We start from the raw sequence: 15422 nt of genomic DNA on the forward strand, positions 1-15422 counted from the left end.
GTCATGATCATCATTACCCCAGATGAGGACGCCGCGCAGATCCAACAGGCATTGGGCACGGTTTACCGTGAGCTTGGCGAACTCAGAGAGCAGCTTGCCGCCTTGAAAGAGGAGGCGCGGGACCGGGGGGATGCGGATGCAAAAGATGTCAGGGCGACGGTCGCTTCGCTGCGATCGTCGCTTGAGACCTGTATGAAACTGGAGACTCAAGTTGCAGAATGTCGACGTAAACAATCACACATCGCCCAAGGCGGCTATGCACTCGACCTTGACGCCGCACGGGCTGAGGTCGGGTGCCGACTTGCTCGCTTGCGCAACTGTGCAAGAGCAGGCCAAGTTTCTTGACGATATTGGCGAGGGGGGGCTTTGTGCCCTCCCTTTTCTGTTCGAGTTCTGGGCGATGCCGCATCAGTTGCCGCCAGAGGGGGACTGGCGGGCCTGGGTGATCCTGGGCGGGCGTGGTGCGGGCAAGACGCGGGCCGGTGCCGAGTGGGTGCGCAGCAAGGTCGAGGGGGCGCGGCCGTTTGATGAGGGCGCGTGTCGGCGCGTGGCGCTGGTGGGCGAGACACAGGATCAGGTGCGCGAGGTGATGATCTTTGGCGAAAGCGGGATCATGGCCTGTTCACCGCCCGACCGTCGGCCCAAGTGGATCGCCACGCGCAATCGGCTGGAATGGCCCAATGGCGCGGTGGCGACGGTGCATTCGGCGCATGATCCTGACGGGTTGCGCGGGCCGCAGTTTGATGCGGCCTGGGTGGACGAGCTGGCCAAGTGGAAAAAGTCGGAAGAGGCGTGGGACCAGTTGCAGTTTGCGCTCCGCCTGGGCGATCAGCCGCAGGTCTGTGTGACGACGACGCCGCGCAATGTGGGGGTGTTGAAGGCGCTGCTTGAGGCGCCATCGACCGTGACCAGCCATGCGCCGACAGAAGCGAACCGCGCCAACCTGGCGAAGAGTTTTCTGGAGGAAGTGCGGGCGCGTTATGCAGGGACGCGGCTGGGGCGGCAGGAACTGGACGGCGTGTTGCTGGCAGACGCGGAGGGGGCGCTGTGGACTTCGGCGGGCCTGAGTGCGGTGCGGGTGGCCAAGGCACCCGAACTGGACCGCGTGGTGGTGGCGCTGGACCCTGCGACGACCAATGGCAAGGGATCTGACGAATGCGGGATCGTGGTGGTGGGGGCGCAGACCCAAGGGCCGCCCGAGACCTGGCGGGCCTATGTGCTGGCGGACCGGACGGTGAAGGGGGCCAGCCCTGCAGAATGGGCGCGGGCGGCGATCCGTGCGCGGGATGAGTTCAATGCGGACAGGCTGGTGGCCGAGGTCAATCAGGGCGGGCAGATGGTGGGCGAGGTGATCCGGCAGGTGGACCCGCTGGTGCCCTACAAAGCGGTCCATGCGAGCCGGGGCAAGGTGGCGCGGGCCGAGCCGGTGGCGGCGCTGTATGAGCAGGGGCGGGTGCATCATGCGGGACCGCTGGATGCGCTGGAGGACCAGATGGTGAAGATGACCGCGCGGGGGTACGAGGGTGCGGGGTCGCCTGACCGCGTGGACGCACTGGTGTGGGCGCTGCACGAGCTGATGATCGTGCCTGCGACAGAGTGGCGGAGACCCGGCGTACGGTCGCTTTGATCGGTATTAACACTTTGTTGGCATAGTGCCCTCAACGCCGACATCACCCGGCTCGGACGGGTGGTGTTGGTCCCGACTTAGACATCAAGGCGTGGCTTGGACGGTCGGCGGTGATCCCGCCGACGCAAGAGGGCTGCGGGGTGGTTGGCACCGGTTGCGCCAACCAAGGACAGGTGAGGAGCGAAGCGATGGTCCTGGATTTCTTTCGACGCGGTGGCGGGCAGGATGCGCCGCAGCAAAAGGCCAGCGCGACGGGGCCTGTGGTGGCCTATCAGACCTCGGGGCGCGTGGCCTGGAGCCCGCGCGATACCGTGTCGCTGACGCGCACGGGGTTCAGCGGCAATCCGGTTGGGTTTCGCTGTGTTAAGCTGATTGCCGAGGCGGCGGCCGCGCTGCCGCTGGTGGTGCAGGACGACGTGCAACGCTATGACGTGCATCCGCTGTTGCAACTGGTGACGCGGCCCAACGCGGCGCAGGGGCGGGCCGAGATGCTGGAGGCGCTGTACGGGCAGTTGCTGTTGTCGGGCAATGGCTATGTCGAGGCGGTGTCGGGTGGCAGCGGCGTGCCGCAAGAGCTGCATGTACTGCGCAGTGACCGCATGAGCGTGGTGCCGGGGGGCGATGGCTGGCCTGTGGCCTATGAATACGCGGTGGGCGGGCGCAAGCACCGGTTCGATGCCAGCGGTGCGCCTGCTCCGGTGTGCCATATCAAGAGCTTTCACCCGCAGGACGACCATTACGGGTTCAGCCCGATGCAGGCGGCGGCGATGGCGCTGGATGTGCACAACAGTGCAAGCCGCTGGTCCAAGGCGCTGTTGGACAATGCGGCACGGCCCAGCGGGGCGATTGTCTATCGCGCGGCCGAAGGACAAGGCAGCCTGAGTTCGGATCAATATGACCGGCTGGTGAGCGAGATGGAAAGCCATCATCAGGGCGCGCGCAATGCGGGGCGGCCGATGCTGCTGGAAGGCGGTTTGGACTGGAAGCCGATGGGGTTTTCACCCAGCGATATGGAGTTCCAGAAGACCAAGGAAAGTGCCGCGCGCGAGATCGCGCTGGCCTTTGGTGTGCCGCCGATGCTGCTGGGGATTCAGGGGGATGCGACCTATGCCAACTATCAGGAGGCGAACCGCGCGTTTTTCCGGCTGACGGTGCTGCCGCTGGCGACGCGGGTGACGGCGGCGCTGGCTGAATGGTTGGGGCAGTTCAGCGGCGATGCGGTGGTGTTGAAGCCCGATCTGGATCAGGTGCCGGCACTGGCCGCCGAGCGCGACGCGCAATGGGCGCGGGTGGCGGGGGCGGATTTCCTGAGCGATGCGGAAAAGCGCAGTCTGTTGGGCCTGCCTGCCGCGCAGGATGGCGACGATGCCTGAGGGGCCGGTGCTGGAGCGGTTCGAATGTGCGCCGGGGTTGCGGTTGCAGGCGCACGAGCGGGTGACACAGATTCATCTGGAGAACATTGCCCGCCGTCTGGACCGGCTGGACGAGACCATGGAGCGGCTGGAGCGGCGGTTGTGGCTGACGGTGTACGGCGTGGTCGCGGTGATTTTGGCGCAGGCGCTGCAATCTTTTCTGGTGGCGACACCATGAGCGGACAAACAAAGGAGTGGGCCATGAGCGTGGAGACTGGACTGGAAACGAAATTCGCCCGTTTCGGCGAAGGCTTGCAGGTGCAGGACGGGGCGGTGATCGAAGGCTATGCCAGTCTGTTCGGGGCCTGTGATCAGGGCGGCGACGTGGTGGCCAAAGGGGCCTATGCCGCATCGCTCAAGGCGCTGGTGGCATCGGGGCGCAAGGTCAAGATGCTGTGGCAGCATGATCCGTCCCAGCCCATCGGCGTGTGGGACGAGGTGCGCGAGGACGCCACGGGGCTGTGGGTCAAGGGCCGGTTGCTGGACAGTGTCGAGAAGGGCCGCGAGGCCGCGTCGCTGATTGCAGCGGGGGCCATTGACGGGCTGAGCATCGGTTATCGGACGGTGCGGGCGGCGAAGAATGACAAGGGCCAGCGGCTCTTGACGGAACTGGAGCTTTGGGAGGTGTCGCTGGTGACATTCCCGATGCTGCCCAGTGCGCGTGTGGCTGGCAAAGCGGGCGACATGCTGCCTGACGAAGCTGCGGCACTGCGCGGAATGGCGGCGGCCTTTGAGGACGTGCGCACAAGGCTGATGCGCACGTAAGTCGCGTCTGAACTGCAATCAACCAAGGACATGCGGATGAGCAAGACCGAGATCAAGGCTCGGACCGGGGAAGATCTGTCTCCGGTTCAGGAAGTCACGCGGGCCGTCAATGGCTTTGTCAGCGATTTCAAGGGCTTTCAGGCTGACATTGAGATGAAACTTCAACAAACAGAAGAGCGACTGACCATGCTGGACCGGAAACAAATGACACCTGCGCGCCCCCCTTTGGCGGGCGCTGTGGACACAGGCGCGCCGCATCAGAAGGCGTTCAATGCCTATCTGCGGACGGGTGACGATGACGGGCTGCGCGGCCTGGAGATGGAGGTGAAATCGCTGTCGACCGCGGTGAACAGCGATGGGGGTTATCTGGTGGACCCGCAGACGGCGGACACGGTGAAGTCGGTTTTGAATGCGACCGCATCGGTGCGTTCGATTGCGTCGGTGGTGAATGTCGAGGCGACGACATTCGACGTGCTGGTCGATCACACGGATGTGGGTGCGGGTTGGGCCACGGAAACGGGTGCCGTGTCGGAAACCGATACGCCGCAGATCGACCGGATCACCATCCCGCTGCATGAATTGTCGGCGCTGCCCAAGGCGTCGCAGCGGTTGCTGGATGACAGTGCGTTCGACATCGAAGGCTGGCTGGCCGGGCGCATTGCGGACAAGTTTTCGCGGGCCGAGGCGGCAGCCTTTGTCAACGGTGATGGTGTGGACAAGCCCAAGGGGTTCCTGGCCCATCCGAAGGTTGCGAACGGCAGTTGGTCGTGGGGCAGCATCGGCTATGAGACGACGGGCATTGACGGGATTGTCACGCCTGACGCGATCATTGGCCTGGTCTATGCGCTGGGGGCGCAATACCGCGCCGGCGCGAGTTTTGTCATGAACTCGAAAACCGCAGGCATCGTGCGCAAGCTGAAGGACAGCGACGGGCGGTTCCATTGGTCTGACGGCATGGGGGCGGGGCAGCCTGCGACCTTGCTGGGCTATCCGGTGCTGGTGGCCGAGGACATGCCGGATGCAGCGGACGAAGGCTTTGCCATTGCCTTTGGCAACTTTGCGGCGGGCTACACCATCGCGGAACGTCCCGACCTGCGCATTCTGCGCGATCCGTTCAGCGCCAAGCCGCATGTGCTGTTCTACGCGACCAAGCGCGTCGGCGGCGATGTCAGCGACTTTGCCGCGATCAAGCTGCTGAAATTCGCCGTCTCTTAATCGGGGTGGTGGATGGCGCGGGGGGCGTTGGTTTCCCCGCGTTGGCCGGGCGTGTGCCCTTTTGACAGGCCAGCGTTGTCTAGCTGCTCCCCTCCGTCTGAGCAACGCGGGCTGGTGTGCGTCCGGCTCTGATCTTTGAGGGGCCGGAATTTTGGAGATGTTCCATGATGTTGATCGAAGAAACCACGGTGCCTGACGCGGGCCTGCCGGTGGATGAATTCAAAGCGCATTTGCGTCTGGGAACCGGATTTGGCGCGGGATCGCTGCAGGACGAGCTGTTGATAAGCTTCTTGCGGGCAGCAATGGCGGCGGTGGAGGCGCGCACGGGCAAGGTCCTGTTGCAGCGTGGTTTCAGCTGGTCGTTGACCCGCTGGCGGGACCGTGAGGCGGCAAACATTCCGGTGGCGCCGGTGGTGGCTGTGACCCGTGTCGAGATCGTGGACCGGTTGGGGGTGCGCAGCGAGGTGCCCGCGGCGCACTACTGGCTGGAGCAGGACGGACAGCGGCCCCAGCTGCGCCCGGTGGGTACATTGCTGCCTGCGATTCCCGCGGCGGGTTCGGTCGTGATCGGCTTTGACGCGGGATACGGCGCCACATGGGGCGAGGTGCCCGCGGATCTGCAGCAGGCGGTTTTGCTGCTGGCGGCGCATTACTACGAATTCCGCAATGAAACGACGCTGAGCGAGGGTTGTATGCCCTTTGGCGTCAGCAGCCTGATCGAGCGGTATCGCACGTTCCGCGTCTGGTCCGGGGGGGTGGCATGAAGCTGCCGCGTTTGAACCGCCAGCTTATCCTGGAGACGCCCGTGCGGGTGTCTGACGGGGCGGGGGGATATGCGCAGAGCTGGACCGTGCTGGGCGTGCTGTGGGCGCAGGTTTTGCCGCGCACGGGGCGCGAGGCGGCGGCGGGGCCTGTGGCGGTGTCCAGGGTGTCCTATCGCATCATCGTGCGGGGCGCGCCCGAGGGCCACCCCGAGCGGCCGGCGGCGGAACAGCGGTTTCGGGATGGGGCGCGGGTGTTTCGCATCACGGCGGTGGCCGAGCATGATCCCGAGGGACGCTATTTGACCTGTTTCGCAGATGAGGAGGTGGCGACATGAGCTATGGTGTATCGGCTGCGCTGCAAGGCGCGATTTACGAGGCTTTGACAGCATCGACCGCGGTCACGGACCTGGTTGGGACGGACATTTACGATGCGGTGCCCACGGGAACTGTCCCGTCGCTGTATGTCAGCATCGGGGCCGAGACCGCACAGGCGGCCAATGACAAGACCGGCACCGGTGCGCTGCACGATGTGCGGATTGCAGTTGTCACGGATGTGCAGGGCTTTGCCGCAGCCAAGGCGGTGGCGACAGCGGTCAGTGACACGTTGCACGGTGCCGACCTGACGCTGACGCGTGGCAGGCTGATTTACCTGAATTTCGACCGCGCGGTGGCGGACCGCAGCGATGCGGGTGCGGGACGGATGATTGCCCTGCGGTTCAAGGCCCGCGTCGAAGACGCATGATGTGACGCGCGTTGGGGGCGCATGACCTGGCGCGTGACGAGAAAGTTTAACCTTTTGCCCTGATTGGAGAATTTCATGGCTGCTCAGAATGGAAAAGACCTGTTGGTCAAGGTGGATATGACCTCGGACGGTCAGTTCGAGACGATTGCGGGCCTGCGGGCCACGCGCGTCAGTTTCAATGCCGAAACGGTGGATGTGACCAGTCTGGAAAGCCAGGGCGGCTGGCGCGAGTTGCTGGCGGGGGCAGGCGTGCGGTCGTGCAGCATCAGCGGCGCGGGTGTGTTCAAGGACGAAGGCACGGACGAGCGCGCGCGCCAGTTGTTCTTTGACGGTGAAGTGCCGGATTTCCAGATCATCATTCCCGATTTCGGTGTGATCGAAGGTCCGTTTCAGGTGACGGCCATTGAATACGCGGGCAGCCACAATGGCGAGGCGACCTATGAGATGTCGCTGGCGTCGGCCGGTTTGCTGACTTTTGTGGCGCTGTGATCTGACATGGCCAATCCGTGGAGGGGAGACGTGGCGCTGACCATCAATGGACAGCGGCATGTGATGCGCCTGACCCTGGGTGCGCTGGCGTCGCTTGAGGCGGCGCTGGAGACCGGATCGCTGGTGGCGCTGGTCGAGCGGTTCGAGAGCGGTGCGTTCTCTACCCGCGATGTGCTGGTCCTGCTGGGCGCGGGGTTGGAGGGGGGCGGCTGTGATCTGTCACCCGCCGCGCTGGCGCAGGCCGAGATAGAGGGCGGGCCGATGGCGGCGGCAAGGGCGGCGGCAGAGTTGCTGGCGCGTGCCTTTGTGGTGCCCGCAGCATGAGGCAGACGATGGACTGGCAGGCGTTGATGCGGGCGGGATTGCATGGACTGGGGCTGTCCCCGGACGTGTTCTGGAGCCTGACGCCTGCCGAGTTGCGGATGATGCTGGGGGATGCGGGCGCGGGTGCGCCGCTGTTGAACGACGGGCTGGCGGCGCTGATGGCGGCCTATCCCGACAAAGAATGTGAGGGAACGAGATGAGCGAGTATCAGGACAAGATCGAGGATCTGGACGCCAGTGCGGACGCGCTGTCGGACAGTTTGGGTCAGGCCTCGGTCATGGTGACAGGATTTGACAGTGAGCTGCGCCGGATGCGCATATCGCTGGCGGCGACGGGGCAGGATGTGCAAACGCTGGAACGCGGGTTGAGCCGTGGCCTGCGCCGCGCGTTTGACGGTGTGGTTTTTGACGGGATGAAGCTGTCGGACGCGCTGCAAACCGTGGCGCAGTCGATGATCAACGCCACTTACAATGCCGCGCTGAAACCCGTGACCACCCATTTCGGCGGCTTGCTGGCGCAGGGGGTGAACGGGCTGGTGCAGGGTATTCTGCCCTTTGCCGGCGGGGCGTCGTTCAGCCAGGGGCGGGTCATGCCCTTTGCCAGTGGAGGCATCGTCAGCAGCGCCACGCCTTTCGGGATGCGCGGAGGAATGGGGCTGTTGGGGGAGGCAGGCCCCGAGGCAATCATGCCGCTGGCACGCGGGGCTGATGGCAAGCTGGGCGTGCGCGGTGGCGGGGTGGCAGCGCCCACCATCGTGATGAACATCACCACGCCGGATGTGCAGGGGTTCCAGCGCAGCCAGAACCAGATCGCGGCCAAGATGGGCCGTGCGCTGGGCCGTGGCAACCGTAACCGCTGAGGAGGGGAAGAACATGAATTTTCACGAGGTAAGATTTCCCGCGTCGCTGAGTTTCGGATCGCTCGGGGGGCCGGAGCGACGCACCGAGATTGTCACGCTGGCCAATGGGTACGAGGAGCGCAACACGCCCTGGGCGCATTCGCGCCGCCGCTATGATGCGGGGCTGGGGATGCGGTCGTTGGATGACATCGAGGCGCTGATCGCCTTTTTCGAGGCGCGGCGCGGGCAGATGTTCGGGTTTCGATGGAAGGACTGGGCCGATTTCAAGACCTGCAAGGCCAGCGGGCAGATCGCCTTTGACGATCAGGTGATTGCGGTGGGTGACGGGGCGACGGTCAGCTTTCCGCTGGTGAAAACCTATCGGTCAGGGGTGCAGAGCTATGACCGGATCATTTCCAAGCCTGTGGCGGGCACCGTGCGCGTTGGCGTCGAGCAGGACGAACTGCAAGAAGGCGTGGATTACGAGGTGGATGTGACCACTGGCATCGTTGCCTTTGCCCATCCGCCCGATCCGCAGATGCAGATCGTGGCGGGGTTTGAATTCGACGTGCCGGTGCGTTTTGCAACCGATCAGATCCAGACCAGTGTTGCCAGTTTCCAGGCGGGCCAGGTGCCGGATGTGCCGGTCATCGAGGTGCGGGTCTGATGGCGGGGCTGAGTGCTGCGTTTCAGGCGCATGTGGCCACGGGCACGACGACATTGTGCCGGGCCTGGGCGATCACCCGTGCGGACGGGGTTCAGTACGGGTTTACCGATCATGACAGGGCGCTGTCCTTTGACGGGATGACGTTCCGGGCCGACACGGGTTTGAGCGCGGCGGCGCTGGCGCAAAGCACGGGGCTGTCGGTGGACAACACCGAGGCGCTGGGCGCGCTGAGCGATGCCGCGATCACCGAGGCGGACATCGAGGCGGGACGTTTCGACGGGGCCGAGGTGCGGGCGTGGCTGGTGAACTGGCAGGACGTGTCCGTCCGATGGTTGCAGTTTCGTGGCAGCATGGGCGAGTTGCGCCGTGCCAACGGTGCCTTTCACGCAGAGTTGCGCGGGCTGACCGAGGCGTTGAACCGTCCCTTGGGCCGGATCTACCAGAAGCCCTGTACGGCTGTTCTGGGGGATGCGCAGTGTCGGTTCAATTCCGCGACGCCCGGTTATTTTGTCGACGTCACGCTGGAGGTTGGCAGCGACGGGTTGCTGTTCGAATGGCCGGATGCGGGCGCGTTCGAGCCGGACTGGTTCCGGCGCGGGCGACTGGATGTTCTGAGCGGTGCGGCAGCAGGCTTGTGGGGTGTCATCAAGGATGACGCGCTGATCGGAGGGACGCGGCGGATCGAGCTGTGGCAAAAGCTGCGGGTGCCGCTGGTGGCGGGGGACCGCGTCCGCGTCTTGGCCGGGTGTGACAAACGCACCGAGACCTGCCGGTTGAAGTTCGACAATCTGGTGAACTTCCAGGGCTTTCCCGACATTCCGGGCGAGGATTGGGTGATGTCGGTCCCGCGCGCGGACGGTGTCAACACCGGGGGCAGCCTGCGATGAGCGGGGCGCGGGTTGTTCATGTGGCGCGGGGCTGGATCGGCACGCCCTATGTGCATCAGGCGTCCTGTCGCGGGGCCGGGGCCGATTGCCTGGGGCTGGTGCGGGGCATCTGGCGCGAGGTGATCGGGGCAGAGCCGGAAGTGCCCCCTGCCTATTCGATGGATTGGTCAGAGCCGCAGCGCGACGAACGGCTGTGGGCAGCGGCCTTGCGGCATCTGACGCCAAAGGCGCTGGAGGATGCGACTGCGGGTGACATCCTGTTGTTCAGGATGCGCGACGGGGCGGTGGCCAAACATCTGGGGGTGGCGGCCGACATCGGTGCGGGTGCCAGTTTCATACATGCCTATTCCGGTCACGGCGTAGTGGAAAGTCCGCTGAGCACGCCTTGGCGGCGGCGTCTGGTGGCGCGGTTTCAATTTCCCGAGGAAGGGTCCTGAATGGCGACGATAGTTCTTTCGGCGGCGGGTGCCGCAATTGGTGGCTCGGTTGGTGGCACGTTGGCAGGTCTGTCGTCGGTGGCCATCGGTCGGGCCGTTGGCGCGACGCTGGGCAAGGTGATCGACCAGCGGTTGATGGGCCAAGGCTCGGATGTGGTCGAAACCGGCCGCGTGGATCGCTTTCGCCTGACCCATGCGGGCGAAGGCGACCCGGTGGCGCAGGTTTACGGGCGGATGCGGGTCGGCGGTCAGGTGATCTGGGCGTCGGATTTCCGCGAGACAGTGGCGCAGTCGGGGGGCGGCAAGGGCGCGCCAAGCCGTCCTGCGACGCGCGAATACAGCTATTCTGTGTCGCTGGCGATAGCGCTGAGCGCGGGGGAAATCCTGCGCGTGGGGCGCGTCTGGGCGGATGGCGAGGAAGTGGCGGCGGATGAGTTGAACATGCGTGTCTATACGGGAACGCAGGACCAGTTGCCCGATCCCACGATCGAGGCGATCGAGGGCGCGGGGCAGGTGCCTGCCTATCGCGGGACGGCTTACGTGGTGATGGACGACCTGGGGTTGCAGCGCTTTGGCAACCGCGTGCCGCAGTTTTCGTTCGAGGTGATCCGCGCCGAGCAGCCCGGCGAGGACGGTTATGCCGCCGAGATGGCGCAGGCGGTGCAGGGGGTGGCGTTGATCCCCGGCACGGGAGAATATGCCCTGGCCACGACACCGGTTTATTACGACGATGGCAAGGGCGGTCGGTGGAGTGCCAATGTAAACACGCCTGCAGGCAAGCCTGACTTTGCACAATCGCTGGAGGTTCTGGACGGCGAGTTGCAGAACTGTGGTGCGGTGTCATTGGTGGTGTCGTGGTTCGGGGACGACCTGCGCTGTGACACCTGCACGATCCGGCCCAAGGTGGAGCGCAAGGATGCGGACGGCCAGAACATGCCGTGGGTTGTGTCGGGGCTGACACGCAGTGCTGCGCAGGAGATTGCCGAGGTGGGCGACCGTCCGATCTATGGCGGTACGACGGCGGATGCCGCTGTGGTCGAGGCGATCCGCGCGCTGAATGACGCGGGCAAGGCGGTGATGTTTTACCCCTTTGTGCTGATGGATCAGCTTGCGGGGAATGATCTGCCAAATCCCTATTCGGATGCGTTGGGCCAGCCCGCTTTGCCGTGGCGGGGGCGGATCACCACGTCCAAGGCGGCTGGGCAGAATGGGTCGCCTGACGGGACGGCTGTGGCGGATGCGGAGGTTGCGGCCTTTGTCGGCAGCGTGACGGCGGCGGATTTCATCGTGGGCGATGGCACAGTCACCTACACCGGCCCCGAGGAATGGAGCCTTTCGCGGTTCATCCTGCACTATGCGGCGCTGTGCGCGGCGGCGGGTGGTGTTGACGCGTTCTGTGTGGGGTCCGAGCTGCGCGGGCTGACGCAGATCCGGGGGGCCGGGAACAGCTTTCCTTTCGTGGCCGCCTTGCGTGGGCTGGCAGGGGACGTGCGCAGCTTGCTGGGGGCCGGGACCAAGATCGGCTATGCGGCGGATTGGTCGGAGTATTTCGGCTATCAACCGCAGGACGGGTCGGGTGATGTGTTCTTTCACCTTGATCCGCTGTGGGCCGATGACGAGATCGACTTTGTCGGAATCGACAATTACATGCCTCTGTCGGACTGGCGGGAGGGCGACGCGCATCTGGATGCGGACCAGGGGGATATCTACAACCTGGATTACCTGCGTGCCAACATCGAGGGTGGCGAAGGCTATGACTGGTATTACCATTCCTCGGACGCCCGCGACGCGCAGATCCGCACGCCGATCACCGATGGCGCGCATGACGAGCCTTGGGTCTATCGCGTCAAGGACTTGCGCAACTGGTGGCAGAACACGCACCACGAACGGGTGAACGGCGTGCGAAGCGAAGTGCCGACCGCCTGGGAGCCGCAATCCAAGCCGATATGGTTTACCGAACTGGGCTGTGCGGCGGTGGACAAGGGGACCAACCAGCCGAACAAGTTCCTGGATGCGAAATCCTCGGAAAGCGATCTGCCGTATTATTCGGACGGCACGCGCGACGACCTGATTCAAAAGCGTTATCTGCGGGCGATGTATTCCTATTGGGGGGAAGCAATGCACAACCCGGTGTCGGTTGAATACGGGGGGCCGATGCTGGACCTGTCGCGCAGCTTTGTCTGGGCCTGGGACACGCGGCCCTATCCGTTCTTTCCCAACAACACAGCGCAGTGGAGCGACGGGGAGAATTATACCCGTGGTCACTGGATCAACGGGCGCACCGGCGCGCGCACGCTGGCGTCCGTGGTGGGTGAGATTTGCGAAAAGGCAGGCTTGCAGGCCTATGACACGTCGCAATTGCATGGCTATGTGCGTGGCTACGTGGTGGACGATGTGGCCGACGCGCGGGCGTCGCTGCAACCGCTGATGCTGCGGTATGGCTTTGACGCGATTGAACGCGACGGGGTGCTGGCCTTTCGTAAGCGGGACGGGGCCTTGACGGCAGATCTGGCACGCAGCGATCTGGTCGTCAGTGACGAGATGGAAGGCACGCTGGAACGTATCCGCGAGGCCGAAGCCGAAATGGCAGGGCGCGTGCGGCTGCGGTTCGTGCAGGCAGATGGCAATTTCGAGACCATCGCGGAGGAAGCCGTGCTGCCGGATGACGCGACGCATGCGGTTGCCACATCCGAGGTGGCGCTGGCGATGACGCGTGCCGAGGGACGGCAGGTGGTGGAACGCTGGCTGGTCGAGGCGCGTGTGGCGCGCGACGCGGTGCGTGTGGCCTTGCCGCCGTCGGTGATGGGCGTTGGTGCGGGAGATGTGATCGGGTTGAGCGGTGAGGGCGAAGATGCCGCGCGCTACCGTGTGGACCGGGTCGAGCAGGGCGCATTCCAGATGCTGGAAGCGGTGCGGATCGAGCCGGGTGTTTATGAACCTTCGGACATGGAGGATGCGCTGGCGCGGGTGCATGACTTTGTCCCGCCGGTGCCGGTGTCGCCGTTCTTTCTGGACCTGCCACTGATGACCGGCGACGAGGTGCCCCATGCGCCGCATCTGGCGGTAACCGCGCAGCCCTGGCCCGGGACGGTTGCCGTATACAGCGCACCGTCGGATGAGGATTACACACTGAACAGCATCATCGCGCAGGAGGCGGTGATTGGCCTGACGCAATCGGCATTGGTGCGCCATGCGCCCGCGATCTGGGATGAGGGCGAGGCACTGGAAGTGCGCCTGTTGCACGGGGCGCTTTCATCGGTTTCAGAGGCAGCGGTGCTGAATGGGCGAAACCTGTGCGCCATCGGGGATGGGAGCAGTGACAACTGGGAGCTGTTCCAGTTCCAGGAAACGGAACTGATCGCGCCGGACACCTATCTGTTGCGCCGCAGGTTGCGGGGACAGTTGGGCACCGATGCGCTGATGCCGGATGCCTGGCCGGTGGGGTCATGGGTGGTGCTGATGAACGGCACGCCTGCGCAGATCGACATGGCCGCCAGCCTGCGGCGCGTGGCGCAACATTACCGCATCGGCCCTGCGCGGCGGGGGCTGGACGATCCGAGCTATGTCGCGCAGGTGCAAGCCTTTGACGGCAACGGGTTGCGGCCCTATGCGCCGGTGCATCTGCGCGCGGATGTGCTTGGCTCAGGTGATATTGCAATAAGCTGGGTGCGGCGGACGCGGATTGATGGTGATGGTTGGGACATGGCCGAGGTGCCGCTGGGCGAGGATATCGAAAGCTACCGCGTCCGGGTGCTGAAGGACGGGGCGGTGCTGCGCGAAGACAGTGTTGCGGGGCCCGTGTGGACCTATGATGCCGCGGCACAGGCTGCCGACGCGGCGCTGGGCGCGGTCGTGGTCGAGGTGGCGCAGCTGTCGGCGCGCTACGGGGCCGGGCTGGCAGGGCGGATCACGGTCGATCTGTGATGCGTCCCGTGTTGCACACCGACCTGCGCGATGCGGCGCGGGCGCTGATGGCGGTGCCTGCGCGATTGCGCGCCGATCAATGCAGGCGGATGCTGAAAGAGGCCACCTGGGCCGACAAATATGCCCGCCGCACGGGGCGACCGCATCCGCTGTGGGGCAATGGCACCTTGTCGGATGCGGCACGCAAGCGGGTTCTCGCAGCCGAGCCGACGCTGGATGACAGTGGCTATTGCGACTGTCTGGCCCTTGTTTTGTTGGGGCTAAGGGATCGCTTGGGGCAGGTCAGGGACGGTTTCTAACGCCGCCGGAGCGGACCCATCAGATTTGGGAATGTGCCCCTTCACAGGTTTGCGTTTGGTCATTTTACCGCTATTGCGCTATCAATAAGCGTGAAAGGACAGGTGTCATGGCTGAATTGAGAACCAACGTCTCTGCAATCGACCCGGTGTGGGACCAGATCATGGACGAAGCCCGCATGGCGGTGGATGACGAACCCCTGATCGGGGGCTTTGTCCACGCGTGTATCCTGCATCACAAGACCATCGACAAGGCGCTGAGCTATCGGATTGCCGCGAAACTGGCGTCGAACGAGATGTCGATGGTGGTGGTGCGCGAGATTGTCGACGAGGCCTATGCCGCAGCTCCCGAGTTGATCGACGCCGCGCGCGCCGATCTGGTTGCCGTCTACGAACGCGATCCTGCCTGCCACCGGCTGGTGCAGCCGATCCTGTATTTCAAGGGGTATCAGGCGGTCCAGGCCTATCGCGTGGGGCATTACCTGTGGCAGCAGGGGCATCGTGATCTGGCCTATTTCTTCCAGATGCGGGTGAGCGAGATTTTCGGCGTAGACATCCACCCCGCTGCGCGCATCGGCAAGGGGATCATGATCGACCACGCCCATTCCATCGTGATCGGTGAAACCGCCGTGGTCGGCGACAACGTGTCGATGCTGCATTCGGTGACGCTGGGCGGGACCGGCAAGGAAGAACAGGACCGTCACCCCAAGATCGGCGATGGTGTGCTGATCGGGGCGGGGGCCAAGGTTCTGGGCAACATCAAGATCGGCCATTGCAGCCGGATCGCCGCCGGGTCCGTGGTTCTGGAAGAGGTGCCGCCCTGCAAGACCGTGGCGGGCATTCCCGCGCGGATCGTGGGCGAGGCGGGGTGTGACCAGCCTGCGATTTCGATGAACCACATGCTGGGCAAGAACGAAGAGTTTTAACCCGCTCTTCGCGTAATCAGATTGAAAAAGCCGGGGCAATGCCCCGGCTTTTGTCGTTTTTGCCCTGCCGCCCTTGCGGGCGTCTCCGGATTTCTCAAACCAGAGATCA

19 protein-coding genes are annotated in these 15422 nt (G+C 64.6%); all 19 read left to right on the plus strand.

Annotation, left to right across the window (positions count from 1 at the left end; all coding sequences use genetic code 11):
- Positions 1 to 3: 3 nt before the first annotated feature.
- Complete coding sequence (locus BUC08_RS16230) at positions 4 to 345, plus strand: hypothetical protein (RefSeq protein ID WP_037929300.1); 342 nt, start codon at positions 4 to 6, stop codon at positions 343 to 345.
- A complete protein-coding gene (locus BUC08_RS16235; RefSeq protein ID WP_174861661.1) occupies positions 257 to 1627 on the plus strand; it encodes a DNA-packaging protein in 1371 nt (456 codons plus the stop codon). The genes BUC08_RS16230 and BUC08_RS16235 overlap by 89 nt, the downstream gene beginning before the upstream one ends.
- Positions 1628 to 1815: 188 nt before the next feature.
- On the plus strand, positions 1816 to 3000 hold the full coding sequence (locus BUC08_RS16240; protein ID WP_037929310.1) for a phage portal protein: 1185 nt from the start codon (positions 1816 to 1818) through the stop codon (positions 2998 to 3000).
- On the plus strand, positions 2993 to 3217 hold the full coding sequence (locus BUC08_RS16245; protein WP_037929313.1) for a GTA head formation protein, RCAP_rcc01685 family: 225 nt from the start codon (positions 2993 to 2995) through the stop codon (positions 3215 to 3217). The genes BUC08_RS16240 and BUC08_RS16245 overlap by 8 nt, the downstream gene beginning before the upstream one ends.
- Before the next feature lie 23 nt (positions 3218 to 3240).
- Positions 3241 to 3804: an HK97 family phage prohead protease gene (locus tag BUC08_RS16250; protein WP_037929316.1), complete on the plus strand. Its 564-nt coding sequence runs from the start codon at positions 3241 to 3243 to the stop codon at positions 3802 to 3804.
- A gap of 36 nt (positions 3805 to 3840) precedes the next feature.
- Positions 3841 to 5019: a phage major capsid protein gene (locus tag BUC08_RS16255; RefSeq protein WP_037929319.1), complete on the plus strand. Its 1179-nt coding sequence runs from the start codon at positions 3841 to 3843 to the stop codon at positions 5017 to 5019.
- 164 nt (positions 5020 to 5183) lie between these two features.
- The gene (locus BUC08_RS16260) at positions 5184 to 5783 is read left to right on the plus strand and encodes a head-tail connector protein (RefSeq protein WP_037929320.1); all 600 of its coding nucleotides are present in this window, start codon (positions 5184 to 5186) and stop codon (positions 5781 to 5783) included.
- A complete protein-coding gene (locus tag BUC08_RS16265) occupies positions 5780 to 6118 on the plus strand; it encodes a head-tail adaptor protein (protein WP_037929321.1) in 339 nt (112 codons plus the stop codon). Before BUC08_RS16260 ends, BUC08_RS16265 begins: the two co-directional genes overlap by 4 nt.
- Complete coding sequence (locus BUC08_RS16270) at positions 6115 to 6525, plus strand: DUF3168 domain-containing protein (RefSeq protein WP_037929323.1); 411 nt, start codon at positions 6115 to 6117, stop codon at positions 6523 to 6525. Before BUC08_RS16265 ends, BUC08_RS16270 begins: the two co-directional genes overlap by 4 nt.
- Positions 6526 to 6600: 75 nt before the next feature.
- Positions 6601 to 7014, plus strand: coding sequence for a phage major tail protein, TP901-1 family (locus tag BUC08_RS16275; RefSeq protein ID WP_037929326.1), 414 nt, complete (start codon positions 6601 to 6603; stop codon positions 7012 to 7014).
- Between the two features lie 6 nt (positions 7015 to 7020).
- Positions 7021 to 7338, plus strand: a complete 318-nt coding sequence (locus tag BUC08_RS16280; protein ID WP_037929332.1) for a gene transfer agent family protein — start codon at positions 7021 to 7023, stop codon at positions 7336 to 7338.
- Positions 7335 to 7538: a rcc01693 family protein gene (locus BUC08_RS16285; RefSeq protein WP_037929333.1), complete on the plus strand. Its 204-nt coding sequence runs from the start codon at positions 7335 to 7337 to the stop codon at positions 7536 to 7538. The genes BUC08_RS16280 and BUC08_RS16285 overlap by 4 nt, the downstream gene beginning before the upstream one ends.
- Positions 7535 to 8197, plus strand: a complete 663-nt coding sequence (locus BUC08_RS16290) for a phage tail tape measure protein (protein ID WP_037929339.1) — start codon at positions 7535 to 7537, stop codon at positions 8195 to 8197. Before BUC08_RS16285 ends, BUC08_RS16290 begins: the two co-directional genes overlap by 4 nt.
- A gap of 13 nt (positions 8198 to 8210) precedes the next feature.
- The gene (locus BUC08_RS16295; protein WP_037929479.1) at positions 8211 to 8843 is read left to right on the plus strand and encodes a DUF2460 domain-containing protein; all 633 of its coding nucleotides are present in this window, start codon (positions 8211 to 8213) and stop codon (positions 8841 to 8843) included.
- Positions 8843 to 9730: a DUF2163 domain-containing protein gene (locus BUC08_RS16300; RefSeq protein ID WP_037929341.1), complete on the plus strand. Its 888-nt coding sequence runs from the start codon at positions 8843 to 8845 to the stop codon at positions 9728 to 9730. The genes BUC08_RS16295 and BUC08_RS16300 overlap by 1 nt, the downstream gene beginning before the upstream one ends.
- A complete protein-coding gene (locus BUC08_RS16305) occupies positions 9727 to 10167 on the plus strand; it encodes an NlpC/P60 family protein (protein WP_037929346.1) in 441 nt (146 codons plus the stop codon). Before BUC08_RS16300 ends, BUC08_RS16305 begins: the two co-directional genes overlap by 4 nt.
- Entirely contained in the window at positions 10168 to 14091 is a 3924-nt protein-coding gene (locus tag BUC08_RS16310) for a baseplate multidomain protein megatron (protein WP_037929348.1), read from the plus strand.
- Positions 14091 to 14390 (plus strand): DUF7742 family protein, encoded by a 300-nt coding sequence (locus tag BUC08_RS16315; RefSeq protein WP_051694598.1) that lies wholly within the window; start codon positions 14091 to 14093, stop codon positions 14388 to 14390. Before BUC08_RS16310 ends, BUC08_RS16315 begins: the two co-directional genes overlap by 1 nt.
- Before the next feature lie 107 nt (positions 14391 to 14497).
- Positions 14498 to 15313: a serine O-acetyltransferase gene (gene cysE / locus BUC08_RS16320; RefSeq protein WP_037929350.1), complete on the plus strand. Its 816-nt coding sequence runs from the start codon at positions 14498 to 14500 to the stop codon at positions 15311 to 15313.
- Positions 15314 to 15422: the final 109 nt, after the last annotated feature.

The sequence above is a fragment of the Pseudosulfitobacter pseudonitzschiae genome (genome assembly GCF_900129395.1).
Classification (GTDB): Bacteria; Pseudomonadota; Alphaproteobacteria; order Rhodobacterales; family Rhodobacteraceae; genus Pseudosulfitobacter; species Pseudosulfitobacter pseudonitzschiae.